The sequence below is a fragment of the Streptomyces sp. NPDC012508 genome (genome assembly GCF_042902595.1).
Lineage (GTDB): Bacteria > Actinomycetota > Actinomycetes > Streptomycetales > Streptomycetaceae > Streptomyces.
On sequence record NZ_JBIBEO010000003.1, the window covers coordinates 219,312 to 242,005 of the forward strand.

Consider the following 22,694-nt stretch of genomic DNA (forward strand, 5'->3'; position numbering starts at 1 on the left):
GCATCCCAGCAAAGATCACCTGGCGCCGATGAAGCAAGGCGTTCAGAACCACTCCAGGAGGACCCCAGTGGCGAAGGCGAAGTTCGAGCGGACTAAGCCGCACGTCAACATCGGCACCATCGGTCACATTGACCACGGTAAGACGACCCTCACGGCCGCCATTACCAAGGTGCTGCACGACGCGTACCCGGACCTGAACGAGGCCTCGGCCTTCGACCAGATCGACAAGGCTCCTGAGGAGCGCCAGCGCGGTATCACCATCTCCATCGCGCACGTCGAGTACCAGACCGAGTCGCGTCACTACGCCCACGTCGACTGCCCCGGTCACGCGGACTACATCAAGAACATGATCACGGGTGCGGCGCAGATGGACGGCGCCATCCTCGTGGTCGCCGCCACCGACGGCCCGATGCCGCAGACCAAGGAGCACGTGCTCCTGGCCCGCCAGGTCGGCGTTCCGTACATCGTCGTCGCCCTGAACAAGGCCGACATGGTGGACGACGAGGAGATCCTGGAGCTCGTCGAGCTCGAGGTCCGTGAGCTCCTCTCCGAGTACGAGTTCCCGGGCGACGACCTGCCGGTCGTCAAGGTCTCGGCGCTCAAGGCGCTCGAGGGCGACAAGGAGTGGGGCCAGTCGGTCCTGAACCTGATGGCCGCCGTCGACGAGGCGATCCCGCAGCCCGAGCGTGACGTCGACAAGCCGTTCCTGATGCCGATCGAGGACGTCTTCACGATCACCGGTCGTGGCACCGTCGTCACCGGTCGTATCGAGCGTGGTGTCCTCAAGGTCAACGAGACCGTCGACATCGTCGGTATCAAGACCGAGAAGGTCACCACCACGGTCACCGGCATCGAGATGTTCCGCAAGCTGCTCGACGAGGGCCAGGCCGGTGAGAACGTCGGTCTGCTCCTCCGTGGCATCAAGCGCGAGGATGTCGAGCGCGGCCAGGTCATCATCAAGCCCGGTTCGGTCACGCCGCACACCGAGTTCGAGGCCCAGGCCTACATCCTGTCGAAGGACGAGGGTGGCCGTCACACCCCGTTCTTCAACAACTACCGCCCGCAGTTCTACTTCCGTACCACGGACGTGACCGGCGTCGTGACCCTCCCCGAGGGCACCGAGATGGTCATGCCGGGCGACAACACCGCCATGACCGTCGAGCTGATCCAGCCCGTCGCCATGGAGGAGGGCCTGAAGTTCGCCATCCGTGAGGGTGGCCGGACCGTGGGCGCCGGCCAGGTCGTCAAGATCAACAAGTAATTGTCGATCGCTTGATCTGTGCCGCTCCTGACGGAGCGTCATGAAAGGGCCCCCGGCCCGCCGTTCGCGGCGGGGCGGGGGCCCTTTTCTTGCTTCTTCCCTGTTCTTCTCCGGTGCGGTCCCGCGCTCCTACTCGCCCTCGGCGAGCACGGACCGCTCCGTCGGCCGCCAGACCCACGGGTGGGCGTCCGCGCCCAGACCGACCGCGGCCGGGCCGCCCGGGAGCAGCCGCAGGGCCGCCGCCTGGACGGCCGCCGTTCCCTGCGTACGGGTCCAGAGCCGGCCGCCCCGGCGCAGCTGGATCCGGCCGCGCAGGTCCCGGCCGAGCAGAACGGTTCCGCCGGTCCCGGCCGCCGCGGCCACCGAGCCGTACCCGTCGAAGGACGCGTTCCCCCGCCCCGACAACAGCAGCTCCTTCGCCGCCGGCCCGCGGTAGTACACCTCGACCCCGTCGGAGCCCCGGGCCGGAACGGCGGCGACGGGGTCGCCCGCGACCGGGAGCGGGGCCGCGGGCACGCCGTCGATCCAGTGCAGGACGGACTCCCGGGCAGCGGCGAGGACGTGGACGCGGCCGGTCGCGTCGACCACGGCATCCAGGCCGTCCTGCACCTCCTCGGTACCGGTCAGGGACCGCCACGGGGACCAGACCCCGGCCGTGCTCCGTACCCGCGTCGACACGCCCTTGTCCGCGTTCCGTACGAAGAGATGGATCCGGCCGTCGCGGCCGGACACGGCCACCGGCACGCCGATCCGGCGGCCCCGGTCGTCGTTCCGCTCCGGATTGCCGAGGCCCCGCCAGGCGAGGAACGGACCGCCGGGGGAGCGCTGCTCCAAGAGGACGACCTCCCGCTTGTTGGGGGCGCCGTGGCCGCCGAACGCGACGAACCGAACGCCGAAGAGCAGGGTCCGGCCGTCGGGGAGCGTGGCCGAGCCGAGCGCGGGCGCGAGCGGACCGCCGCCGAGGTCCTCCGGCTCGCCCCAGAGACCCGAGCCCTTCTCCGTCTCCCGCCAGCGGACGGCCCGCAGTCCGAGCACCCCGAAGGCGTCGAGCCGCCCGTCGGGCCGCGCGACGACGGCCGGGCCGGTGCCCGGCCAGCGGTGGTGGGTGGACCTGACCCACCCCTTGCGGTTGGCGAGGGGCCGGTCGCCACCGACGCTGTAGTCGCCGCACCCGGCAGGGTTGCCGCACTCCCAGGCCGGATCACCGCCGTACGGGACGAGGTGGCCGGCCTTCTCCTCGAGGACCTGGGGCGGGAGGTTCTTGGGCCAGTGGCGGTTGTAATAGCCACGGAACGCGGTGGCGACGAACGCCGGTATCGCCCCCGGGCCCTTCTGGGCCTCGGCGACCCAGCGGATGAGCGCGGCCCAGGTGAAGCAGGCGGCGGCGGTGTGGTCGCCGTGGTCGGAGTAGCCGGGCTGCTCGCTGTCCCGCTTGCGGGTGGCCTCGTCGCTGACCTGGATGTCCGGGTCCGGGTCGAGGGTCTGCACGACGGTCGGCCGGTAGCGGTCCAGGAGGCCGACGAGGACGTCGATCAACTGGTCGTGGTCGTACGGGTCGGACCGCTCGACGGGGGAGCCGGCGGAGAGGTGCGTACGGAGTTCGAGCGCGCGGTCGTTCCAGAGGGCGGGCAGGGCCATGAAGCGACGGGGGGCGTGCATGGGCAGGTTGAGGAAGATCAGCTCCACGCGGCGTCCGCCGTGCACGAGCGTGTTGATCTCGGCGCTGCGCCCGCCGTGGAGGGTGGCGACGCCCTTCTGCCAGGGGGTGAACTTGTCGAGCCCGAGGAGCGTCGCGTACGTCTGGCGCAGGCCCTGGTGGCGGGCGGAGGAGTAGGCGGCCCGGTCCGGCGGGGTCTCGGGCATGCCCTTGATCCGGTTCACGCCCGTGTGCTCGCCGGCGGTGATGTAGACGGAGACGAGGGGGACGCCGGCGTCGAGCATGCGCTGGGTGTCGGGGTTCATGAAGTACAGGTCGTCGTCCGGGTGCGCGGCGAACTGCATGAGCTGCGCGCGCCGCGTACTGGCGATCGGCACCCCGGGCGCGGGGTCGGCGGTGGGCCCGGTACGGCGCGGGGCGGGTACGGAACACCCGGCGAGCACGGTCGCGCCGAGGGCGGCGGCGGTCGCGAGAACCCCCCGGCGTCCGGGCATGCCGAAGACCCCGCGCCTGGATATGTCGTCCACTGCTGCTTCCCCCGTACCGCACCGGTCTGCACCGGTCCCTGACCACCCCTGAAACGACGGATGGCCTGGTAGGGGCCGATTCCGCGTCTGGCTAGACGGGATTTCGGCGACGTGGGTTGCTGCACGGGCGTACGGACTTCGCGCACGGGAGCCCGCGGGGGGTCGACAGGGGCTGCGAGGCCTGCGGGGCCCGTGCGCCCTGAGGGAACCCCTGATCCCTTACGCGGCTCTCTCGGCGCCGGACTCCTCGGGTCGCCCTACCTCGCCCGTCCCCAGGCTCACCGTCGCCCGGACACGCATCGGGCCGTCCTCGCGGCGGGAGAGCAGGACCAGTTCGGCGACCCGGGCCGTCATGGAGCCGAGCAGGGCCTGGGAGGTGGTGGCCAGGGTGTGGGGGTCGTGGCTGCGGCCGAGGGAGAGGTGCGGGGTGAAGCCCTTGGCCTGCCCGCCGCACAGGGGGAACCGGGCTTCGAGGGCCTCCCGCAGGCGGATCCAGGGCCGGTCGCCGCCTGCGCAGGGGTCGAGCCAGACGGTGGCGTCCTCGCGGTGGCCGAACCAGTGGACGCCCTCCAGCTGTGCCCGGAACGGATGCGAGGTCCGGGCCGCGGCGGCGACGAGCGGGGTGGCCCGCTCGAACTCGGACTCCGGTACGAAGCCGAAGAGCATGTTGACGTGAGGGGGCCAGCGGTGGATCTGGCGGTCGTTCACGCGGCGGATGTGCTGGATCGGGGGCCAGAGCCGCCGGGGCGGGATCCAGGCCACGGCGGTCCGGCTCGTCGCGGGCACGGCGAGGATCTCCTCTGGCGGTACGTCCTCCTCGGCCGGCACCGTCTCGCCGAGCCGGTCCACGCCCGTCGCCCGGTCCCAGACCAGCTCCCCGTCGGCTTCGAAGAAGATCACCCGGTGCCAGGGGATCTCGCCGCCCGGCACGAAGTCGGACAGAGCGACTCGCGCCGGGTCGGCGCCGCGCTCGGCGATGCCCATGACGAAGCGTTCCGGGTCGAGGCGCGAGTCCCACAGCACTCGGTGGTAGATCTCGTCGCTCGTATGCACACCGGGCGACTGCCCAAGGGACGGTGTCCCACTCGCCGGTACCGGGCGGCGTGCCGCCCTGCCGCACGCGTGGATCCCGACGCGTCACCCGCTCCCAGCCGGGAAGCGCCAGGGTGCTGCGCCAGGCACGCGTCACCAGGACGGCCGTCACGACGGCGGCGGGCGCCGTCAGGGCGGGCGGCAGATAGCCGAGGAGGTGCCAGGCCGTCCCCGTCAGGGCCGGGACCAGCGAGGCCGCGACTCAGGGCCGGGACCAGCGAGGCCGCGACCGCCGCGTACAGGCCGGCGATCGCGAGGCGGGTGCCCGGGGACGTACGGCAGACGCCCTCCCAGGGGCGTGCATCAGCGCGGCCGCACCCCACCCACGTGTCCAGACCGTTGATCTTCGCACCGGCCGATCGAACCGTGGCCGCGCCCCTACGTGTACCCCCACGTGACGTGGGGTACAGTCTTGCGCCCCGATTGGCGGCCGGATGCCCACGTATGGCAGACTGTCGGGGTTGCTCGGTTGAGTGCCGATGCTGCACGCCTCCCGTCGGGAGGACCGGAAGCGAGTCCCACAGTACTCGTCGCCCCTTCTCAGGAGCGGACGTACGGGAATCTTCCGGGAAGTGTCAGCGGGGTACCGACCAGGCACTCGGTGGGTGTTCTGCCCCCGACTCGCGGTCACGGTGACCGCACCCCCTTGGTTGGGAAATCCTTCGGGATTTCTGCGTAGAGGGAGTGCGACACGCCCGACCGCGTGGGTCGGAGGCGGAGTCATGAGAGCCCCCGAGTCCAGAGCGTTACTACGAGACAGGACTACTGAGTAGCCATGGCGGGACAGAAGATCCGCATCCGGCTCAAGGCCTACGACCACGAGGTCATCGACTCCTCGGCGAAGAAGATCGTCGAGACGGTGACGCGCACTGGTGCGTCGGTCGCGGGCCCGGTGCCGCTGCCCACTGAGAAGAACGTGTACTGCGTCATCAAGTCGCCGCACAAGTACAAGGACTCGCGCGAGCACTTCGAGATGCGCACGCACAAGCGCCTCATCGACATCCTCGACCCCACGCCGAAGACGGTTGACTCGCTGATGCGTCTCGACCTGCCGGCGGGCGTCGACATCGAGATCAAGCTCTGAGGTGACGCGCGAGATGGCTAAGAACATCAAGGGCATCCTGGGCGAGAAGCTCGGCATGACGCAGGTCTGGGACGAGAACAACCGGGTCGTCCCGGTGACCGTCGTCAAGGCCGGCCCCAATGTCGTGACCCAGGTGCGTACGAACGACATCGACGGCTACGAGTCGGTCCAGATCGCCTTCGGCGAGATCGACCCGCGCAAGGTGAACAAGCCCCTCAAGGGCCACTTCGCCAAGGCCGACGTCACCCCGCGCCGTCACCTTGTGGAGCTCCGCACCGCTGACGCCTCCGAGTACACGCTCGGCCAGGAGATCACCGCCGAGCTCTTCGAGGCCGGCGTGAAGGTCGACGTCACCGGTAAGAGCAAGGGCAAGGGCTTCGCCGGTGTCATGAAGCGCCACAACTTCCGTGGTGGCAAGGCCTCCCACGGTGCCCACCGCGTGCACCGTAAGCCCGGTTCGATCGGTGGCTGCGCCACCCCGGGCCGTGTCTTCAAGGGCATGCGCATGGCCGGCCGCATGGGCAACGAGCGCGTGACCACCCAGAACCTGACCGTTCACGCCGTTGACGCGGAGAAGGGCCTGCTCCTGATCAAGGGTGCGGTTCCTGGTCCGAACGGCGGCCTCGTCCTGGTCCGCACCGCGGCCAAGGGGGCCTGAGGATATGAGCACCATTGACATTCTGTCGCCCTCCGGCGACAAGACCGGGACCGTCGAGCTCCCGGCCGAGATCTTCGAGGCCAAGGTCAGCATCCCGCTGATCCACCAGGTCGTCGTCGCGCAGCTGGCCGCCGCCCGTCAGGGCACGCACAAGGTCAAGACGCGTGGCGAGGTCCGCGGTGGTGGCAAGAAGCCGTACCGCCAGAAGGGCACCGGCCGCGCCCGTCAGGGTTCGACCCGCGCCCCGCAGTTCGCCGGTGGTGGCGTCGTGCACGGTCCCGTGCCGCGTGACTACTCGCAGCGGACCCCGAAGAAGATGAAGGCCGCCGCCCTCCGCGGTGCCCTCTCCGACCGGGCGACCCACTCCCGCATCCACGTCGTCTCCGGCGTGGTCGAGGGTGGCATCTCCACCAAGGCCGCGAAGTCGCTGTTCGGCAAGATCTCGGAGCGCAAGAACCTGCTCCTGATCGCCGAGCGCTCCGACGAGGCCGCGTGGCTGTCCGCCCGCAACCTGCCCCAGGTCCACATCCTGGAGCCGGGCCAGCTGAACACGTACGACGTGATGCGATCCGACGACGTGGTCTTCACCCAGGCCGCCCTCGAGTCCTTCGTGTCTGGCCCCAAGGCCGCTGACAACGAAGGGAGCGAGGCCTGATGTCCGAGGCCACGATCACCAGCAAGACCTTCACGGACCCGCGTGACATCCTCGTCAAGCCGGTTGTTTCCGAGAAGAGCTACGCGCTGCTCGACGAGAACAAGTACACGTTCATCGTTGCGCCCGGCGCCAACAAGACCCAGATCAAGCAGGCCGTCGAGGCGGTCTTCTCGGTCAAGGTCACCGGGGTCAACACGATCAACCGTCAGGGCAAGCGCAAGCGCACCCGCACCGGTTTCGGCAAGCGCGCCAACACCAAGCGCGCCATCGTGACCCTTGCCGAGGGCAACCGTATCGACATCTTCGGCGGCCCGACCGCCTGACGGCGGTCGAGTCGTCCGGAATCGGACGAGGACTGAGAAATGGGAATCCGCAAGTACAAGCCGACTACGCCGGGCCGCCGTGGCTCCTCCGTAGCCGACTTCGTCGAGATCACGCGGTCCACGCCGGAGAAGTCGCTGGTCCGCCCGCTGCACAGCAAGGGTGGCCGTAACAACACCGGTCGTGTGACCGTCCGTCACCAGGGCGGTGGCCACAAGCGCGCCTACCGCGTGATCGACTTCCGTCGTCACGACAAGGACGGCGTGCCGGCCAAGGTCGCTCACATCGAGTACGACCCGAACCGCACCGCTCGCATCGCGCTGCTCCACTACGCGGACGGCGAGAAGCGCTACATCATTGCCCCGCGCGGTCTCTCGCAGGGCGACCGGGTTGAGAACGGCCCCACGGCCGACATCAAGCCCGGCAACAACCTGGCCCTCCGCAACATCCCGGTCGGTACCACGATCCACGCGATCGAGCTCCGTCCCGGCGGTGGCGCCAAGTTCGCCCGTTCCGCGGGTGCCTCCGTGCAGCTGCTGGCGAAGGAGGGCACGATGGCCCACCTTCGTATGCCTTCCGGTGAGATCCGTCTGGTCGATGCCCGCTGCCGCGCCACCATTGGCGAGGTCGGCAACGCCGAGCAGTCGAACATCAACTGGGGTAAGGCCGGCCGCAAGCGCTGGCTGGGCGTTCGCCCGACCGTTCGCGGTGTGGCGATGAACCCGGTCGACCACCCGCACGGTGGTGGTGAGGGCAAGACCTCCGGTGGTCGCCACCCGGTCTCCCCGTGGGGTCAGAAGGAGGGTCGTACTCGCTCGCCGAAGAAGGCTTCGAGCAAGTACATCGTCCGCCGCCGCAAGACGAACAAGAAGCGCTAGGAGCGGGTTTAGATGCCGCGCAGTCTCAAGAAGGGGCCCTTCGTCGACGACCACCTCGTAAAGAAGGTGGACGCCCAGAACGAAGCCGGCACCAAGAACGTCATCAAGACCTGGTCCCGTCGCTCGATGATCATCCCGGCCATGCTCGGCCACACGATCGCGGTGCACAACGGCAAGACCCACATTCCGGTGTTTGTCACCGAGTCGATGGTCGGCCACAAGCTCGGCGAGTTCTCGCCGACGCGCACCTTCCGGGGTCACGTGAAGGACGACCGGAAGTCGAAGCGCCGCTAGTAGCGGGGTGGAATGACCATGACAGACACTGGAAGGACAACCATGGAAGCCAGGGCCCAGGCGCGGTACATCCGCGTTACGCCCATGAAGGCCCGCCGTGTGGTGGACCTTATCCGTGGCATGGATGCCACGGAGGCTCAGGCGGTCCTGCGTTTCGCCCCGCAGGCCGCGAGCGTGCCGGTCGGCAAGGTGCTTGACAGCGCCATCGCCAACGCCGCGCACAACTACGACCACAGTGACGCCTCTTCGCTGTACATCAGCGAGGCGTTCGTGGATGAGGGCCCGACCCTGAAGCGGTTCCGTCCGCGTGCTCAGGGCCGTGCCTACCGGATCCGTAAGCGGACCAGCCACATCACCGTGGTCGTCAGCAGCAAGGAAGGAACCCGGTAATGGGCCAGAAGGTTAACCCGCATGGGTTCCGGCTCGGCATCACCACGGACTTCAAGTCCCGCTGGTACGCCGACAAGCTGTACAAGGACTACGTCAAGGAAGACGTCGCCATCCGTCGGATGATGACGTCCGGCATGGAGCGCGCCGGCATCTCGAAGGTTGAGATCGAGCGCACCCGTGACCGCGTGCGGGTGGACATCCACACCGCGCGTCCCGGCATCGTCATCGGCCGCCGTGGCGCCGAGGCCGACCGCATCCGCGGCGACCTCGAGAAGCTCACGGGCAAGCAGGTCCAGCTGAACATCCTCGAGGTCAAGAACCCCGAGATGGACGCTCAGCTGGTTGCTCAGGCCGTTGCCGAGCAGCTCTCCTCCCGCGTCTCCTTCCGTCGCGCCATGCGTAAGAGCATGCAGGGCACGATGAAGGCCGGCGCCAAGGGCATCAAGATCCAGTGCGGCGGTCGCCTCGGCGGCGCCGAGATGTCCCGCTCGGAGTTCTACCGCGAGGGCCGTGTGCCCCTGCACACGCTCCGCGCGAACGTCGACTACGGCTTCTTCGAGGCCAAGACGACCTTCGGCCGCATCGGCGTGAAGGTCTGGATCTACAAGGGCGATGTCAAGAACATCGCCGAGGTCCGCGCCGAGAACGCAGCGGCCCGTGCGGGTAACCGCCCGGCCCGTGGCGCCGGTGACCGTCCGGCCGGTGGCCGTGGTGGTCGCGGTGGCGAGCGTGGCGGTCGCGGTCGCAAGCCGCAGCAGGCTCAGGCTGCCGAGGCCCCCAAGGCCGACGCTCCCGCCGCCGCTCCGGCTGCTGAGAGCACCGGAACGGAGGCCTGACCGAAATGCTGATCCCCCGTAGGGTCAAGCACCGCAAGCAGCACCACCCGAAGCGCAGCGGTATGTCCAAGGGTGGTACGCAGGTTGCGTTCGGCGAGTACGGCATTCAGGCCCTCACTCCGGCGTACGTGACCAACCGCCAGATCGAGGCGGCTCGTATCGCGATGACCCGCCACATCAAGCGTGGCGGCAAGGTCTGGATCAACATCTACCCGGACCGCCCGCTGACCAAGAAGCCTGCCGAGACCCGCATGGGTTCCGGTAAGGGTTCGCCGGAGTGGTGGATCGCGAACGTCAAGCCCGGTCGGGTGATGTTCGAGCTGTCCTACCCGAACGAGAAGATCGCGCGCGAGGCCCTGACCCGTGCGGCCCACAAGCTGCCGATGAAGTGCAAGATCGTTAAGCGCGAAGCAGGTGAGCTGTGATGACCGCCGGTACCAAGGCGTCCGAGCTGCGCGAGCTGGGCAACGAGGAGCTTGTCGCCAAGCTCCGCGAGGCCAAGGAAGAGCTGTTCAACCTCCGCTTCCAGGCGGCGACCGGTCAGCTCGAGAACCACGGTCGGCTCAAGTCCGTCCGTAAGGACATCGCCCGGATCTACACCCTGATGCGTGAGCGCGAGCTGGGCATCGAGACGGTGGAGAACGCCTGATGAGCGAGAGCAATGTGACTGAGAAGACCGAGCGCAACGCTCGTAAGGTCCGCGAGGGCCTGGTCGTCAGCGACAAGATGGACAAGACCGTCGTCGTCGCCGTCGAGGACCGCGTCAAGCACGCGCTGTACGGCAAGGTCATCCGCCGTACGAACAAGCTCAAAGCTCACGACGAGCAGAACGCTGCCGGCGTCGGCGACCGCGTCCTCCTGATGGAGACCCGGAAGCTTTCGTCGACGAAGCACTGGCGCGTCATCGAGATCCTCGAGAAGGCCAAGTAATCACTTGAAGGGGTAACCCTTCGAGTTCGTTCCGCCAGGCTCGGCAGGGGCACCTCGGTGCCCCTGCCGGGAACCGGCAGACAATCAGGAGATAGACGTGATCCAGCAGGAGTCGCGACTGCGTGTCGCCGACAACACTGGTGCCAAGGAGATCCTTTGCATCCGTGTTCTCGGTGGTTCCGGTCGCCGCTACGCGGGCATCGGTGACGTCATCGTCGCCACCGTCAAGGACGCGATCCCCGGTGGCAACGTGAAGAAGGGTGACGTCGTCAAGGCGGTCATCGTTCGCACCGTCAAGGAGCGCCGCCGCCAGGACGGCTCGTACATCCGCTTCGACGAGAACGCCGCTGTCATTCTCAAGAACGACGGCGACCCTCGCGGCACCCGTATCTTCGGCCCGGTGGGCCGTGAGCTGCGCGAGAAGAAGTTCATGAAGATCATCTCGCTCGCGCCGGAGGTGCTGTAAGCATGAAGATCAAGAAGGGCGACCTGGTCCAGGTCATCACCGGTAAGGACAAGGGCAAGCAGGGCAAGGTCATCACGGCCTTCCCCCGCGAGAACCGCGTCCTCGTCGAGGGTGTCAACCGGGTCAAGAAGCACACCAAGGCCGGCCCGTCGCAGGCCGGTGGCATCGTCACGACCGAGGCGCCGGTCCACGTCTCCAACGTCCAGCTGGTCGTTGAGAAGGACGGCAAGAAGGTCGTCACGCGCGTCGGTTACCGCTTCGACGACGAGGGCAACAAGATCCGCGTTGCCAAGCGGACGGGTGAGGACATCTGATGGCTACCACCACCACTCCGCGTCTCAAGACGAAGTACCGCGAGGAGATCGCGGGCAAGCTGCGTGAGGAGTTCTCCTACGAGAACGTCATGCAGATCCCCGGCCTCGTCAAGGTCGTGGTCAACATGGGTGTGGGCGACGCCGCCCGCGACTCCAAGCTGATCGAGGGCGCCATCCGCGACCTCACCACGATCACCGGTCAGAAGCCGGCCGTCACCAAGGCTCGCAAGTCCATCGCGCAGTTCAAGCTGCGTGAGGGCCAGCCGATCGGTGCGCACGTCACCCTCCGTGGCGACCGCATGTGGGAGTTCCTGGACCGCACCCTGTCGCTCGCGCTTCCGCGCATCCGCGACTTCCGTGGTCTGTCCCCCAAGCAGTTCGACGGGCGTGGCAACTACACCTTCGGTCTCACGGAGCAGGTCATGTTCCACGAGATCGACCAGGACAAGATCGACCGTGTCCGGGGTATGGACATCACCGTGGTGACCACGGCGACCAACGACGCTGAGGGCCGTGCCCTTCTCCGTCACCTCGGCTTCCCGTTCAAGGAGGCGTAAGCGAGATGGCGAAGAAGGCTCTCATCGCGAAGGCTGCCCGCAAGCCCAAGTTCGGCGTGCGCGGCTACACGCGCTGCCAGCGCTGTGGTCGTCCCCACTCCGTGTACCGCAAGTTCGGCCTGTGCCGCGTGTGCCTTCGTGAGATGGCTCACCGTGGCGAGCTGCCGGGCGTGACCAAGAGCTCCTGGTAATCCCCCACTTAAGGGATTCCGGAGTCTCTCGGTAAGCACTGGGTCGGCGGAGGCCCACCCCCGCATGCCGTAGGCTTGTGGGGTTGGGCGTCCGCCGCCCGTACGACTTACTACGCCGTAGGTCCCCGCGCCGCACCCGTCCCGCCCCTGTGTGGGGAGAGGGATGGCGCATACAGGAAACCCCGGCGAGAGAGGCCGAAGGCCAATTCATGACCATGACTGATCCCATCGCAGACATGCTCACGCGTCTGCGTAACGCGAACTCGGCGTACCACGACTCCGTGTCGATGCCGCACAGCAAGATCAAGTCTCACATCGCGGAAATCCTCCAGCAGGAGGGCTTCATCACGGGCTGGAAGGTCGAGGACGCCGAGGTCGGCAAGAACCTCGTCCTCGAGCTCAAGTTCGGTCCGAACCGTGAGCGCTCCATCGCGGGCATCAAGCGGATCTCGAAGCCGGGCCTCCGGGTTTACGCGAAGTCCACCAACCTGCCGAAGGTTCTCGGCGGCCTGGGCGTGGCGATCATCTCCACGTCCCACGGCCTCCTGACCGGCCAGCAGGCAGGCAAGAAGGGCGTAGGTGGGGAAGTCCTCGCCTACGTCTGGTAGTCGGGAACGGAGGAATAGCTAATGTCGCGTATTGGCAAGCTGCCTATCCAGGTTCCCGCCGGCGTGGACGTCACCATCGAGGGTCGCTCGGTCACGGTCAAGGGTTCCAAGGGCACCCTGACCCACACCGTTGCCGCGCCGATCGAGGTCGTTAAGGGCGAGGACGGCGTTCTCAACGTCACCCGTCCGAACGACGAGCGTCAGAACAAGGCCCTCCACGGCCTGTCCCGCACGCTGGTGGCCAACATGATCACCGGTGTGACCCAGGGTTACGTGAAGGCGCTCGAGATCAGCGGTGTCGGTTACCGCGTTGCCGCGAAGGGCTCCAACCTGGAGTTCCAGCTCGGCTACAGCCACCCGATCCTGGTGGAGGCGCCCGAGGGCATCTCCTTCAAGGTCGAGTCGCCGACCAAGTTCTCGGTCGAGGGCATCGACAAGCAGAAGGTCGGCGAGGTCGCGGCGAACATCCGCAAGCTGCGGAAGCCCGACCCGTACAAGGCCAAGGGCGTCAAGTACGCCGGCGAGGTCATCCGCCGCAAGGTCGGAAAGGCTGGTAAGTAAGCCATGGCATACGGTGTGAAGATCGCCAAGGGCGACGCTTACAAGCGTGCGGCCAAGGCCCGCCGTCACATCCGCATCCGCAAGAACGTGTCGGGTACGGCGGAGCGTCCGCGCCTCGTCGTGACGCGTTCGAACCGCGGTATCACCGCTCAGGTCATCGACGACCTCAAGGGTCACACCCTTGCGTCCGCGTCGAACCTGGACGCGTCGATCCGTGGTGGCGAGGGTGACAAGTCCTCGCAGGCCAAGCAGGTCGGCGCGCTTGTCGCCGAGCGCGCCAAGGCCGCGGGTGTCGAGGCTGTCGTGTTCGACCGTGGTGGCAACAGGTACGCCGGGCGCATTGCCGCTCTGGCTGACGCCGCCCGCGAAGCCGGGCTGAAGTTCTAAGCCCCGGTTCCGGGACTAACGGACGTAACAGAGAGAGGTAAATCCAATGGCTGGACCCCAGCGCCGCGGAAGCGGTGCCGGTGGCGGCGAGCGGCGGGACCGGAAGGGCCGCGACGGTGGCGCTGCCGCCGAGAAGACCGCGTACGTTGAGCGCGTTGTCGCGATCAACCGCGTCGCCAAGGTTGTCAAGGGTGGTCGTCGTTTCTCCTTCACCGCGCTCGTCGTGGTGGGTGACGGTGACGGCACCGTAGGTGTCGGTTACGGCAAGGCCAAGGAAGTTCCCGCGGCCATCGCCAAGGGCGTCGAGGAAGCCAAGAAGAACTTCTTCAAGGTTCCGCGCATCCAGGGCACCATCCCTCACCCGATCCAGGGCGAGAAGGCCGCGGGCGTCGTCCTGCTCAAGCCGGCTTCCCCCGGTACCGGTGTTATCGCCGGTGGCCCGGTGCGTGCCGTGCTCGAGTGCGCCGGCGTTCACGACATCCTGTCGAAGTCGCTCGGCTCCGACAACGCGATCAACATCGTGCACGCGACCGTGGAGGCCCTGAAGGGCCTGCAGCGCCCCGAGGAGATCGCGGCTCGCCGTGGTCTGCCCCTCGAGGACGTCGCCCCCGCGGCTCTGCTTCGTGCGCGTGCGGGAGCGGGTGCGTAATGGCTCGCCTCAAGATCACGCAGACGAAGTCGTACATCGGCAGCAAGCAGAACCACCGCGACACCCTGCGTTCGCTCGGGCTCAAGCGCCTGAACGACGTGGTCGTCAAGGAGGACCGCCCCGAGTTCCGCGGAATGGTTCACACCGTCCGCCACCTCGTGACGGTCGAGGAGGTCGACTGACATGGCGGAGAACAACCCGCTGAAGGTCCACAACCTCCGTCCCGCCCCGGGCGCCAAGACCGCCAAGACCCGTGTGGGTCGTGGTGAGGCGTCGAAGGGTAAGACGGCCGGTCGTGGTACGAAGGGCACCAAGGCCCGTTACCAGGTTCCGGAGCGCTTCGAGGGTGGGCAGATGCCCCTCCACATGCGTCTCCCGAAGCTCAAGGGCTTCAAGAACCCGTTCCGCACCGAGTACCAGGTCGTGAACCTGGACAAGCTGGCCGCGCTCTACCCGCAGGGTGGCGAGGTCACGGTGGCCGATCTGGTCGCCAAGGGTGCGGTTCGTAAGAACCAGCTCGTCAAGGTGCTCGGCGCCGGCGAGGTCTCCGTGGCGCTGCAGGTGACGGTCGACGCCGTCTCCGGCTCCGCCAAGGAGAAGATCGCCGCCGCCGGCGGCACCGTCACCGAGCTCGTCTGAGACGACTCGATGGCTTGAACATCCGACCGGGGATGCCTCTCATAAGGGGCATCCCCGGTTGGTCGTTCCTAGGGGGGCATGGTCGCCGGTAAGGTGGCGTGCACTGTCTAGGCTCCGTGCGGTATGCCCACACGGATTTCACGACTGTTACCTATTCGTCGAACCTCAAGACCGTCACCTCATGCGCATGGCGCGGGGGTCGCAGGAGGCACCGTGCTCACCGCGTTCGCCCGGGCGTTCAAGACGCCCGACCTGCGCAAGAAGCTGCTCTTCACGCTCGGCATCATCGTGCTGTACCGGCTCGGGGCACACATCCCCGTGCCCGGTGTCAGTTACCAGGCCGTACAGCAGTGTGTGGACCAGGCGAGCCAGGGCAACAACTCCCTGTTCGGCCTGGTGAACATGTTCAGTGGCGGAGCGCTGCTGCAGATCACCATCTTCGCGCTCGGCATCATGCCGTACATCACGGCGAGCATCATCCTGCAGCTGCTGACCGTCGTGATTCCGCGCCTCGAGGCCCTCAAGAAGGAGGGTCAGTCGGGCACGGCCAAGATCACGCAGTACACGCGTTATCTGACGATCGCGCTCGCCATCCTCCAGGGCACCGGTCTCGTCGCGACGGCCCGCACCGGCGCGCTCTTCAGCGGCTGCACGGTGGCCAACCAGGTCGTCCCCGACCAGTCGATCTTCGTGACCGCCACCATGGTCATCACGATGACCGCCGGTACCGCCGTCGTCATGTGGCTCGGTGAGCTCATCACCGACCGCGGCATCGGCAACGGCATGTCGATCCTGATGTTCATCTCGATCGCCGCCGGCTTCCCGGGCGCCCTGTGGGCCATCAAGGAGAGCGGCAAGCTCGCCAAGGGCTGGATCGAGTTCGGCACCGTCATCCTGATCGGCTTCGTGATGGTGGCCCTGGTCGTCTTCGTCGAGCAGGCCCAGCGTCGCATCCCGGTGCAGTACGCGAAGCGGATGATCGGCCGCAGGTCCTACGGCGGAACGTCCACTTATATCCCTCTCAAGGTGAACCAGGCAGGTGTGATTCCTGTCATCTTCGCCTCGTCGCTGCTCTACATCCCGGCCTTGATCGCTCAGTTCTCGAGCTCCACCGCAGGGTGGAAGACCTGGATCGAAGCCCACTTCGTCAAGGGTGACCACCCCTACTACATCGCTACGTACTTCCTCCTGATCGTGTTCTTCGCCTTCTTCTACGTGGCGATCTCGTTCAACCCCGAGGAAGTCGCGGACAACATGAAGAAGTATGGTGGCTTCATCCCGGGTATCCGGGCTGGTCGACCTACTGCCGAGTATCTGAGCTACGTGCTCAACCGGATCACTTGGCCGGGCTCGCTGTATCTGGGTCTGATCGCTCTTGTGCCGACGATGGCGTTGGCAGGCTTCGGCGGTGCCAATGCCAACTTCCCCTTCGGTGGGACGAGCATCCTCATCATCGTGGGTGTGGGGCTGGAGACCGTGAAGCAGATCGAGAGCCAGCTCCAGCAGCGCAATTACGAAGGGTTCCTCCGCTGATGCGAATCGTCCTCGTCGGACCGCCCGGGGCCGGCAAGGGTACGCAGGCTGCGTTCCTTGCCAAGAACCTGGACATTCCGCACATCTCCACCGGTGACCTGTTCCGTGCCAACATTTCGCAGGGCACGGAGCTGGGCATGAAGGCCAAGGCGTACATGGACGCCGGCGACCTCGTGCCCGACGAGGTGACCATCGGGATGGCCAAGGACCGCATGGAGCAGGCCGACGCCGCCAACGGCTTCCTGCTCGACGGGTTCCCGCGGAACGTGGCCCAGGCCGAGGCGCTCGATGTGGTGCTCAAGGCCGAGGACATGCAGCTGGACGCGGTCCTGGACCTGGAGGTCCCCGAGGACGAGGTCGTGAAGCGGATCGCGGGTCGCCGCATCTGCCGTAACGACAGCGCGCACGTCTTCCACGTCACGTACACCCCGCCGAAGAGCGAGGGCGTGTGCGACGTGTGCGGCGGTGAGCTCTACCAGCGCGACGACGACTCCGAGGAGACCGTCCGCCGGCGCCTGGAGGTCTACCACACGCAGACCGAGCCGATCATCGACTACTACCGGGCGCAGAACCTGGTCGTGACGATCTCGGCGCTCGGCAAGGTGGACGAGGTCACCGCGAAGGCGATGGCCGCGCTCAAGAAGTAACCCTGGTTCGTTCGACACGGCCGCGGTGCCCCTCGGGGGCGCCGCGGCCGTATCGTTGTTCTGTCCCGTGTACTCGCAAGGAAGGCCCCCGTCACGATGGTGCAGATCAAGACCCCCGAGCAGATCGCGAAGATGCGCGAGGCCGGGCTGGTCGTAGCCGCCATCCACGCGGCCACGCGTGAGGCCGCCGTGCCGGGTGCCACGACGAAGGACCTGGACGAGGTCGCGCGGAAGGTGATCGCGGACCACGGGGCGAAGTCGAACTTCCTCGGGTACGGCGGGTTCCCCGCGACCATCTGCACCTCGGTGAACGAGGTCGTCGTCCACGGCATCCCGGACGAGAAGACCGTCCTCAAGGACGGCGACATCATCTCCATCGACGCGGGCGCGATCGTCGACGGCTGGCACGGCGACGCGGCGTACACGGCGTTCGTGGGCTCGGGCCACGCCCCGGAGCTGATCGAGCTCTCGCGGGTGACCGAGGAGTCGATGTGGGCCGGCATCGCCGCGATGAAGAACGGCAACCGGCTCGTGGACGTCTCGCGGGCGATCGAGACGTACATCCGCCGCCAGCCGAAGCCGGGCGGCGGCAAGTACGGCATCGTCGAGGACTACGGCGGTCACGGCATCGGCACCGAGATGCACATGGACCCGCACCTGCTGAACTACGTCTCCCGCAAGCGCGGCAAGGGCCCGAAGCTGGTGCCCGGCTTCTGCCTGGCGATCGAGCCCATGGTCTCGCTCGGCACGCCGCGCACGGAGGTCCTGAAGGACGACTGGACGGTCGTCTCCACGGACGGCACCTGGTCCTCCCACTGGGAGCACTCGGTGGCCCTGACGGAGGAAGGCCCCCTGGTCCTGACGGCCCCCGACGGCGGCAAGGCGAAGCTGGCCGAGCTGGGCGTGGTGGCGGCGCCGGATCCGCTGGCGTAGTCGGCGGGCGTCCGTCTCCGGCCGGCGGACGGAGTCCGCCGCAGCGGTCCGAAGCCTGTGAGGCGCCCCCGGGGCGCCGAGCCCGCGAGGGCTGCGTCGGGAAGTGGGTCGGCGGCAAGGCGAAGCCGGCCGAGCTGGGCGTGGTGGCGGCGCCGGATCCGCTGGCGTAGCCGGGCTGGACCGCGGCGTGGCTGCTTGCGTAAGGATCTTCTCCGGTGGGCAGACTTCCCGGATTCGTCTTTTCCAGGGCCCTGACGTAGACTGATGCGTCGGCTCTCGTGTACCCGTGTGCCCGCACACGGATCGAGAGTCGATCAAGGTAGCCGATTCGAAAGGCGAAGCGTGGCCAAGAAGCAAGGTGCCATCGAAATCGAGGGCACCGTGATCGAGTCCCTCCCGAACGCCATGTTCAAGGTGGAGCTCCAGAACGGTCACAAGGTCCTCGCGCACATCTCCGGCAAGATGCGGATGCACTACATCCGAATCCTTCCGGACGACCGGGTCGTCGTGGAGCTCTCTCCGTACGACCTGACGCGTGGCCGGATCGTCTACCGGTACAAGTAGATCTTGCCCGCACCCCGGCTCCGCCGCGGGTGGTGGCACTGACCCGGAGAACCTCACATCCCATGAAGGTCAAGCCGAGCGTCAAGAAGATCTGCGACAAGTGCAAGGTGATCCGCCGTCACGGCCGGGTCATGGTCATCTGCGACAACCTGCGCCACAAGCAGCGCCAGGGCTGACGCACGCCGACCGACCTGCACCCGCAGTTCTTCGCGCGACGCAAGCAATTCGTACATACGCAGAGCCCGCCCAGCCCGCAAGGGTCGGCGGCACCTCCGGCGGGGGCCGGGGACCTGATTCGTACCTCATACGGCGACTCAGGAGCGGCTTTGCGGAAGACCCCCGAACACACAGGAGCCATTGAATGGCACGCGTTTCCGGTGTTGACATCCCGCGCGAAAAGCGTGTGGAGATCGCACTCACCTACGTCTTCGGTATCGGGCGTACCCGGTCCAAGGAGATTCTCGCCTCCACCGGCGTGAACCCCAACACCCGCGTTCGTGACCTGGCCGAAGAGGACCTGGTCAAGATCCGCGAGTACGTGGACGCCAACCTCCAGACCGAGGGTGACCTCCGCCGCGAGATCCAGGGCGACATCCGCCGCAAGATCGAGATCCAGTGCTACCAGGGCATCCGTCACCGTCGTGGCCTGCCCGTGCACGGTCAGCGCACCAGCACGAACGCCCGTACCCGCAAGGGCCCGCGTCGCGCCATCGCCGGTAAGAAGAAGCCGGGCAAGAAGTAGTCCTCAGCGGACGCTTGACCAAGCGGTCTTCGCTGTAGGACCGACCACCTCCCGTAGGAGTAATAGATGCCCCCCAAGGGTCGTCAGGGCGCTGCCAAGAAGGTGCGCCGCAAGGAAAAGAAGAACGTCGCTCACGGCCACGCGCACATCAAGAGCACGTTCAACAACACGATCGTCTCGATCACGGACCCCTCGGGCAACGTGATCTCCTGGGCCTCCGCCGGCCACGTCGGCTTCAAGGGCTCGCGCAAGTCCACCCCGTTCGCCGCGCAGATGGCCGCCGAGTCGGCCGCTCGCCGCGCGCAGGAGCACGGCATGCGCAAGGTCGACGTCTTCGTCAAGGGTCCCGGCTCCGGCCGTGAGACCGCGATCCGCTCCCTCCAGGCCACGGGCCTCGAGGTCGGTTCGATCCAGGACGTCACCCCCACGCCGCACAACGGCTGCCGTCCGCCGAAGCGTCGTCGCGTCTGACGCTCTGCGTCTGACGCACGACCGGCAACGGTTGTTCTGAGGGATGGGCGGTACGGCTCTTCGGAGGCGTGCCGCCCGTACCCTTGCAGTACGAGCAGTACCCGTCGGGCGTCAAATAGTGGGCGTCCACGACTGAAGGAACACACACCATGCTGATCGCTCAGCGTCCCTCGCTGACCGAAGAGGTCGTCGACGAATTCCGCTCGCGGTTCGTCATCGAGCCCCTGGAGCCGGGCTTCGGCTACACGCTCGGCAACAGCCTCCGCCGTACGCTCCTCTCCTCGATCCCGGGTGCGGCGGTCACGTCCATCCGTATCGACGGTGTCCTGCACGAGTTCACCACCGTGCCGGGCGTCAAGGAGGACGTCACCGACCTCATCCTGAACATCAAGCAGCTGGTCGTCTCCTCGGAGCACGACGAGCCGGTCGTGATGTACCTGCGCAAGCAGGGTCCCGGCCTGGTCACCGCTGCTGACATCGCCCCGCCGGCCGGTGTCGAGGTGCACAACCCCGACCTGGTGCTCGCCACGCTGAACGGCAAGGGCAAGCTGGAGATGGAGCTGACCGTCGAGCGCGGTCGCGGCTACGTCTCCGCCGTGCAGAACAAGCAGGTGGGCCAGGAGATCGGCCGCATTCCGGTCGACTCCATCTACTCGCCGGTGCTCAAGGTCACGTACAAGGTCGAGGCGACCCGTGTCGAGCAGCGCACCGACTTCGACAAGCTGATCGTCGACGTCGAGACCAAGCAGGCCATGCGGCCGCGCGACGCCATGGCGTCCGCCGGTAAGACGCTGGTCGAGCTGTTCGGTCTGGCGCGCGAGCTCAACATCGACGCCGAGGGCATCGACATGGGCCCGTCCCCCACGGACGCCGCCCTCGCCGCCGACCTGGCGCTGCCGATCGAGGAGCTCGAGCTCACCGTTCGTTCGTACAACTGCCTCAAGCGTGAGGGCATCCACTCCGTGGGTGAGCTCGTGGCGCGCTCCGAGGCCGACCTGCTCGACATCCGCAACTTCGGTGCGAAGTCGATCGACGAGGTCAAGGCGAAGCTGGCCGGCATGGGCCTGGCCCTGAAGGACAGCCCGCCCGGATTCGACCCGACCGCCGCCGCGGACGCCTTCGGCGCCGACGACGACGCGGACGCGGGCTTCGTCGAGACCGAGCAGTACTAAGAGCTCGGGCCTTCCGGTCCGTACTCGGGTGCGGGTGCGCTGTGCTTGATCGCGCAGTTCCCCGCGCCCCTTCCGGGCGCCCCTACGGGGGCAGCCCGGATCTCCGACGGGCGACCGCCCGCTCGGACACTGACACCGGTACCTCATACGGCCGGTGCAGATCACAAGGAGAAACACCATGCCGCGTCCCGCCAAGGGTGCCCGCCTCGGTGGCAGCGCCGCTCACGAGCGTCTGCTGCTCGCCAACCTGGCGAAGTCCCTCTTCGAGCACGGCCGCATCACCACGACCGAGGCCAAGGCCCGCCGCCTGCGTCCGGTCGCCGAGCGCCTGATCACCAAGGCGAAGAAGGGCGACATCCACAACCGTCGCCTGGTGCTGCAGACGATCACGGACAAGGGCGTCGTCCACACGCTCTTCACCGAGATCGCCCCGCGCTACTCCGAGCGCCCGGGTGGCTACACCCGTATCACCAAGATCGGCAACCGTCGTGGCGACAACGCCCCGATGGCTGTGATCGAGCTGGTCGAGGGCGAGATCGCCAAGAAGGCGACCGTCGCCGAGGCCGAGGCCGCCACCAAGCGCGCCGTCAAGGAGGCCGACGAGGCCGCCAAGGTCGAGGACACCAAGGTCGAGGACGCCGCCGAGGCCCCGGCCGAGGAGTCGAAGGACGCGTAAGCGTTCCGACGATCTTGTGTGCGGGCCCGTACCCCTAGGGGTACGGGCCCGTTCCCGTGATGTTGAGAGGATTGATCGCGTGAGCGACGACGTGCAGGACGGCTTCGTACGGGTTCGGCTCGACCTTTCGTACGACGGCAAGGACTTCTCCGGCTGGGCGAAGCAGGCCCAGGGGCAGCGGACCGTCCAGGGCGAGATCGAGGATGCCCTGAAGACCGTCACCCGCTCCAAGGAGACGTACGAGCTGACCGTCGCCGGCCGTACCGACGCCGGTGTGCACGCCCGCGGTCAGGTCGCCCACGTCGATCTGCCCGTCGAGCTGTGGGCCGAGCACCAGGACAAGCTGCTCAGGCGGCTCGCCGGGCGGCTCTCGCACGACGTACGGGTCTGGCGGCTCACCGAGGCCCCCGAGGGGTTCAACGCGCGCTTCTCCGCGATCTGGCGCCGCTACGCCTACCGCGTCACCGACAACCCCGGCGGTGTCGACCCGCTCCTGCGCGGCCATGTCCTGTGGCACGACTGGACGCTCGACATGGACGCCATGAACGCCGCCGCCGAGCGGCTCGTCGGCGAACACGACTTCGCCGCGTACTGCAAGAAGCGCGAGGGCGCGACGACCATCCGTACGCTCCAGGAGCTGCGCTGGGAGCGGCGGCCCGGGGGCGTCCTGGAAGCGACCGTGAAGGCGGACGCGTTCTGCCACAACATGGTCCGCTCGCTCGTCGGCGCGCTGCTCTTCGTCGGCGACGGACACCGTCCGGTGGAGTGGCCCGGGAAGGTCCTGGCGGCGGGTGTACGGGACTCCGCCGTGCATGTGGTCCGGCCGCACGGCCTCACCCTGGAAGAGGTCGGCTACCCGGCCGACGAGCTGCTGGGCGCCCGCAACCGGGAGGCCAGGAACAAGCGCACCCTGCCGGGCGCCGGCTGCTGCTGATCCGATCCTCCCTCTGGGGAGTTTCGGCGGGTACGCACGTCGCTTCGTACCCGACGGGGCACGAAGC

General features: G+C 67.5%; 34 protein-coding genes. 32 read left to right on the forward strand and 2 right to left on the reverse strand.

The window, feature by feature from the left end; all coding sequences use genetic code 11:
* The first annotated feature begins 67 nt into the window (after positions 1 to 67).
* Entirely contained in the window at positions 68 to 1,261 is a 1,194-nt protein-coding gene (tuf, locus tag ACFY8U_RS11395) for an elongation factor Tu (RefSeq protein ID WP_361445373.1), read from the forward strand.
* A gap of 129 nt (positions 1,262 to 1,390) precedes the next feature.
* Here the strand turns inward: tuf and ACFY8U_RS11400 are convergent, their stop codons facing one another.
* Both ACFY8U_RS11400 and ACFY8U_RS11405 read right to left on the reverse strand, forming a co-directional pair.
* Positions 1,391 to 3,412 (reverse strand): PIG-L family deacetylase, encoded by a 2,022-nt coding sequence (locus ACFY8U_RS11400; RefSeq protein WP_389569702.1) that lies wholly within the window; start codon positions 3,410 to 3,412, stop codon positions 1,391 to 1,393.
* A gap of 252 nt (positions 3,413 to 3,664) precedes the next feature.
* Positions 3,665 to 4,498: an RNA repair domain-containing protein gene (locus ACFY8U_RS11405; protein ID WP_389568712.1), complete on the reverse strand. Its 834-nt coding sequence runs from the start codon at positions 4,496 to 4,498 to the stop codon at positions 3,665 to 3,667.
* An 814-nt stretch (positions 4,499 to 5,312) separates the two neighbouring features.
* Here ACFY8U_RS11405 and rpsJ point away from each other — a divergent pair.
* The 31 genes from rpsJ (at position 5,313) to truA (ending at position 22,627) form a co-directional block, all read left to right on the forward strand.
* On the forward strand, positions 5,313 to 5,621 hold the full coding sequence (gene rpsJ / locus ACFY8U_RS11410) for a 30S ribosomal protein S10 (RefSeq protein ID WP_003948644.1): 309 nt from the start codon (positions 5,313 to 5,315) through the stop codon (positions 5,619 to 5,621).
* Between the two features lie 13 nt (positions 5,622 to 5,634).
* The gene (gene rplC / locus ACFY8U_RS11415) at positions 5,635 to 6,279 is read left to right on the forward strand and encodes a 50S ribosomal protein L3 (protein WP_260229398.1); all 645 of its coding nucleotides are present in this window, start codon (positions 5,635 to 5,637) and stop codon (positions 6,277 to 6,279) included.
* 4 nt (positions 6,280 to 6,283) lie between these two features.
* On the forward strand, positions 6,284 to 6,934 hold the full coding sequence (rplD, locus tag ACFY8U_RS11420; protein ID WP_361667568.1) for a 50S ribosomal protein L4: 651 nt from the start codon (positions 6,284 to 6,286) through the stop codon (positions 6,932 to 6,934).
* Positions 6,934 to 7,257 (forward strand): 50S ribosomal protein L23, encoded by a 324-nt coding sequence (gene rplW / locus ACFY8U_RS11425; protein ID WP_352188385.1) that lies wholly within the window; start codon positions 6,934 to 6,936, stop codon positions 7,255 to 7,257. The genes rplD and rplW overlap by 1 nt, the downstream gene beginning before the upstream one ends.
* 39 nt (positions 7,258 to 7,296) lie before the next feature.
* The gene (gene rplB / locus ACFY8U_RS11430) at positions 7,297 to 8,133 is read left to right on the forward strand and encodes a 50S ribosomal protein L2 (RefSeq protein ID WP_361445385.1); all 837 of its coding nucleotides are present in this window, start codon (positions 7,297 to 7,299) and stop codon (positions 8,131 to 8,133) included.
* Positions 8,134 to 8,145: 12 nt separating this feature from the next.
* Positions 8,146 to 8,427 carry a 30S ribosomal protein S19 gene (gene rpsS, locus ACFY8U_RS11435; RefSeq protein WP_019888752.1) on the forward strand — a complete coding sequence of 94 codons (282 nt, stop codon included), beginning with the start codon at positions 8,146 to 8,148 and terminating at the stop codon, positions 8,425 to 8,427.
* 42 nt (positions 8,428 to 8,469) lie between these two features.
* Positions 8,470 to 8,817, forward strand: coding sequence for a 50S ribosomal protein L22 (gene rplV, locus ACFY8U_RS11440; RefSeq protein WP_041662774.1), 348 nt, complete (start codon positions 8,470 to 8,472; stop codon positions 8,815 to 8,817).
* The gene (gene rpsC, locus ACFY8U_RS11445; protein WP_260229395.1) at positions 8,817 to 9,653 is read left to right on the forward strand and encodes a 30S ribosomal protein S3; all 837 of its coding nucleotides are present in this window, start codon (positions 8,817 to 8,819) and stop codon (positions 9,651 to 9,653) included. Before rplV ends, rpsC begins: the two co-directional genes overlap by 1 nt.
* Before the next feature lie 5 nt (positions 9,654 to 9,658).
* A complete protein-coding gene (gene rplP / locus ACFY8U_RS11450) occupies positions 9,659 to 10,078 on the forward strand; it encodes a 50S ribosomal protein L16 (protein WP_015035580.1) in 420 nt (139 codons plus the stop codon).
* Complete coding sequence (gene rpmC, locus ACFY8U_RS11455; protein WP_361445390.1) at positions 10,078 to 10,302, forward strand: 50S ribosomal protein L29; 225 nt, start codon at positions 10,078 to 10,080, stop codon at positions 10,300 to 10,302. The genes rplP and rpmC overlap by 1 nt, the downstream gene beginning before the upstream one ends.
* A complete protein-coding gene (gene rpsQ, locus ACFY8U_RS11460) occupies positions 10,302 to 10,583 on the forward strand; it encodes a 30S ribosomal protein S17 (RefSeq protein WP_260229394.1) in 282 nt (93 codons plus the stop codon). Before rpmC ends, rpsQ begins: the two co-directional genes overlap by 1 nt.
* Before the next feature lie 97 nt (positions 10,584 to 10,680).
* Entirely contained in the window at positions 10,681 to 11,049 is a 369-nt protein-coding gene (gene rplN / locus ACFY8U_RS11465; RefSeq protein ID WP_003956455.1) for a 50S ribosomal protein L14, read from the forward strand.
* A gap of 2 nt (positions 11,050 to 11,051) precedes the next feature.
* Positions 11,052 to 11,363, forward strand: a complete 312-nt coding sequence (gene rplX / locus ACFY8U_RS11470; RefSeq protein WP_015035583.1) for a 50S ribosomal protein L24 — start codon at positions 11,052 to 11,054, stop codon at positions 11,361 to 11,363.
* Entirely contained in the window at positions 11,363 to 11,920 is a 558-nt protein-coding gene (rplE, locus tag ACFY8U_RS11475; RefSeq protein WP_260229393.1) for a 50S ribosomal protein L5, read from the forward strand. The genes rplX and rplE overlap by 1 nt, the downstream gene beginning before the upstream one ends.
* Positions 11,921 to 11,925: 5 nt before the next feature.
* Entirely contained in the window at positions 11,926 to 12,111 is a 186-nt protein-coding gene (locus ACFY8U_RS11480) for a type Z 30S ribosomal protein S14 (protein WP_003948630.1), read from the forward strand.
* A gap of 209 nt (positions 12,112 to 12,320) precedes the next feature.
* The gene (rpsH, locus tag ACFY8U_RS11485; protein WP_158989430.1) at positions 12,321 to 12,719 is read left to right on the forward strand and encodes a 30S ribosomal protein S8; all 399 of its coding nucleotides are present in this window, start codon (positions 12,321 to 12,323) and stop codon (positions 12,717 to 12,719) included.
* A 21-nt stretch (positions 12,720 to 12,740) separates the two neighbouring features.
* Positions 12,741 to 13,280, forward strand: coding sequence for a 50S ribosomal protein L6 (gene rplF, locus ACFY8U_RS11490; protein ID WP_361445395.1), 540 nt, complete (start codon positions 12,741 to 12,743; stop codon positions 13,278 to 13,280).
* Positions 13,281 to 13,283: 3 nt separating this feature from the next.
* A complete protein-coding gene (gene rplR, locus ACFY8U_RS11495) occupies positions 13,284 to 13,667 on the forward strand; it encodes a 50S ribosomal protein L18 (protein WP_352188391.1) in 384 nt (127 codons plus the stop codon).
* Between the two features lie 46 nt (positions 13,668 to 13,713).
* Complete coding sequence (rpsE, locus tag ACFY8U_RS11500; protein ID WP_015035588.1) at positions 13,714 to 14,316, forward strand: 30S ribosomal protein S5; 603 nt, start codon at positions 13,714 to 13,716, stop codon at positions 14,314 to 14,316.
* A complete protein-coding gene (rpmD, locus tag ACFY8U_RS11505; protein ID WP_005313525.1) occupies positions 14,316 to 14,498 on the forward strand; it encodes a 50S ribosomal protein L30 in 183 nt (60 codons plus the stop codon). The genes rpsE and rpmD overlap by 1 nt, the downstream gene beginning before the upstream one ends.
* 1 nt (position 14,499) lies before the next feature.
* Positions 14,500 to 14,955: a 50S ribosomal protein L15 gene (gene rplO, locus ACFY8U_RS11510; RefSeq protein ID WP_361445400.1), complete on the forward strand. Its 456-nt coding sequence runs from the start codon at positions 14,500 to 14,502 to the stop codon at positions 14,953 to 14,955.
* A gap of 213 nt (positions 14,956 to 15,168) precedes the next feature.
* A complete protein-coding gene (secY, locus tag ACFY8U_RS11515; RefSeq protein WP_361445403.1) occupies positions 15,169 to 16,488 on the forward strand; it encodes a preprotein translocase subunit SecY in 1,320 nt (439 codons plus the stop codon).
* Entirely contained in the window at positions 16,488 to 17,135 is a 648-nt protein-coding gene (locus ACFY8U_RS11520; RefSeq protein WP_361606832.1) for an adenylate kinase, read from the forward strand. Before secY ends, ACFY8U_RS11520 begins: the two co-directional genes overlap by 1 nt.
* A gap of 96 nt (positions 17,136 to 17,231) precedes the next feature.
* Entirely contained in the window at positions 17,232 to 18,068 is an 837-nt protein-coding gene (map, locus tag ACFY8U_RS11525; RefSeq protein ID WP_361606829.1) for a type I methionyl aminopeptidase, read from the forward strand.
* A 342-nt stretch (positions 18,069 to 18,410) separates the two neighbouring features.
* Positions 18,411 to 18,632, forward strand: a complete 222-nt coding sequence (infA, locus tag ACFY8U_RS11530; protein ID WP_003956442.1) for a translation initiation factor IF-1 — start codon at positions 18,411 to 18,413, stop codon at positions 18,630 to 18,632.
* Positions 18,633 to 18,694: 62 nt separating this feature from the next.
* Complete coding sequence (rpmJ, locus tag ACFY8U_RS11535; RefSeq protein WP_003956441.1) at positions 18,695 to 18,808, forward strand: 50S ribosomal protein L36; 114 nt, start codon at positions 18,695 to 18,697, stop codon at positions 18,806 to 18,808.
* Positions 18,809 to 18,993: 185 nt separating this feature from the next.
* Positions 18,994 to 19,374, forward strand: a complete 381-nt coding sequence (gene rpsM, locus ACFY8U_RS11540) for a 30S ribosomal protein S13 (RefSeq protein ID WP_005313488.1) — start codon at positions 18,994 to 18,996, stop codon at positions 19,372 to 19,374.
* Positions 19,375 to 19,440: 66 nt separating this feature from the next.
* Entirely contained in the window at positions 19,441 to 19,845 is a 405-nt protein-coding gene (gene rpsK, locus ACFY8U_RS11545) for a 30S ribosomal protein S11 (RefSeq protein WP_003956432.1), read from the forward strand.
* 149 nt (positions 19,846 to 19,994) lie between these two features.
* On the forward strand, positions 19,995 to 21,017 hold the full coding sequence (locus ACFY8U_RS11550; RefSeq protein WP_003966937.1) for a DNA-directed RNA polymerase subunit alpha: 1,023 nt from the start codon (positions 19,995 to 19,997) through the stop codon (positions 21,015 to 21,017).
* Positions 21,018 to 21,195: 178 nt separating this feature from the next.
* Complete coding sequence (gene rplQ / locus ACFY8U_RS11555; RefSeq protein WP_361442477.1) at positions 21,196 to 21,693, forward strand: 50S ribosomal protein L17; 498 nt, start codon at positions 21,196 to 21,198, stop codon at positions 21,691 to 21,693.
* 79 nt (positions 21,694 to 21,772) lie between these two features.
* On the forward strand, positions 21,773 to 22,627 hold the full coding sequence (gene truA, locus ACFY8U_RS11560; protein ID WP_389568723.1) for a tRNA pseudouridine(38-40) synthase TruA: 855 nt from the start codon (positions 21,773 to 21,775) through the stop codon (positions 22,625 to 22,627).
* The last annotated feature ends 67 nt before the right edge of the window (positions 22,628 to 22,694 follow it).

Coding starts and splice junctions, on each gene's coding strand:
- rplV (WP_041662774.1), top strand. CDS start 8,470: ATGGAAGCCAGGGCCCAGGCGCGGTACATCCGCGTTACGCCCATGAAG.
- rplP (WP_015035580.1), top strand. CDS start 9,659: ATGCTGATCCCCCGTAGGGTCAAGCACCGCAAGCAGCACCACCCGAAG.
- rplD (WP_361667568.1), top strand. CDS start 6,284: ATGAGCACCATTGACATTCTGTCGCCCTCCGGCGACAAGACCGGGACC.
- ACFY8U_RS11520 (WP_361606832.1), top strand. CDS start 16,488: ATGCGAATCGTCCTCGTCGGACCGCCCGGGGCCGGCAAGGGTACGCAG.
- rplQ (WP_361442477.1), top strand. CDS start 21,196: ATGCCGCGTCCCGCCAAGGGTGCCCGCCTCGGTGGCAGCGCCGCTCAC.
- rpmJ (WP_003956441.1), top strand. CDS start 18,695: ATGAAGGTCAAGCCGAGCGTCAAGAAGATCTGCGACAAGTGCAAGGTG.
- rpsS (WP_019888752.1), top strand. CDS start 8,146: ATGCCGCGCAGTCTCAAGAAGGGGCCCTTCGTCGACGACCACCTCGTA.
- rpmC (WP_361445390.1), top strand. CDS start 10,078: ATGACCGCCGGTACCAAGGCGTCCGAGCTGCGCGAGCTGGGCAACGAG.
- rpsM (WP_005313488.1), top strand. CDS start 18,994: ATGGCACGCGTTTCCGGTGTTGACATCCCGCGCGAAAAGCGTGTGGAG.
- rpmD (WP_005313525.1), top strand. CDS start 14,316: ATGGCTCGCCTCAAGATCACGCAGACGAAGTCGTACATCGGCAGCAAG.
- rplR (WP_352188391.1), top strand. CDS start 13,284: ATGGCATACGGTGTGAAGATCGCCAAGGGCGACGCTTACAAGCGTGCG.
- ACFY8U_RS11480 (WP_003948630.1), top strand. CDS start 11,926: ATGGCGAAGAAGGCTCTCATCGCGAAGGCTGCCCGCAAGCCCAAGTTC.
- rpsJ (WP_003948644.1), top strand. CDS start 5,313: ATGGCGGGACAGAAGATCCGCATCCGGCTCAAGGCCTACGACCACGAG.
- rplX (WP_015035583.1), top strand. CDS start 11,052: ATGAAGATCAAGAAGGGCGACCTGGTCCAGGTCATCACCGGTAAGGAC.
- rpsK (WP_003956432.1), top strand. CDS start 19,441: ATGCCCCCCAAGGGTCGTCAGGGCGCTGCCAAGAAGGTGCGCCGCAAG.
- rpsH (WP_158989430.1), top strand. CDS start 12,321: ATGACCATGACTGATCCCATCGCAGACATGCTCACGCGTCTGCGTAAC.
- rplF (WP_361445395.1), top strand. CDS start 12,741: ATGTCGCGTATTGGCAAGCTGCCTATCCAGGTTCCCGCCGGCGTGGAC.
- ACFY8U_RS11550 (WP_003966937.1), top strand. CDS start 19,995: ATGCTGATCGCTCAGCGTCCCTCGCTGACCGAAGAGGTCGTCGACGAA.
- ACFY8U_RS11400 (WP_389569702.1), bottom strand. CDS start 3,412: ATGCCCGGACGCCGGGGGGTTCTCGCGACCGCCGCCGCCCTCGGCGCG.
- rplE (WP_260229393.1), top strand. CDS start 11,363: ATGGCTACCACCACCACTCCGCGTCTCAAGACGAAGTACCGCGAGGAG.
- rplB (WP_361445385.1), top strand. CDS start 7,297: ATGGGAATCCGCAAGTACAAGCCGACTACGCCGGGCCGCCGTGGCTCC.
- rplO (WP_361445400.1), top strand. CDS start 14,500: ATGGCGGAGAACAACCCGCTGAAGGTCCACAACCTCCGTCCCGCCCCG.
- rpsC (WP_260229395.1), top strand. CDS start 8,817: ATGGGCCAGAAGGTTAACCCGCATGGGTTCCGGCTCGGCATCACCACG.
- rpsE (WP_015035588.1), top strand. CDS start 13,714: ATGGCTGGACCCCAGCGCCGCGGAAGCGGTGCCGGTGGCGGCGAGCGG.
- rplC (WP_260229398.1), top strand. CDS start 5,635: ATGGCTAAGAACATCAAGGGCATCCTGGGCGAGAAGCTCGGCATGACG.
- rplW (WP_352188385.1), top strand. CDS start 6,934: ATGTCCGAGGCCACGATCACCAGCAAGACCTTCACGGACCCGCGTGAC.
- rpsQ (WP_260229394.1), top strand. CDS start 10,302: ATGAGCGAGAGCAATGTGACTGAGAAGACCGAGCGCAACGCTCGTAAG.
- map (WP_361606829.1), top strand. CDS start 17,232: ATGGTGCAGATCAAGACCCCCGAGCAGATCGCGAAGATGCGCGAGGCC.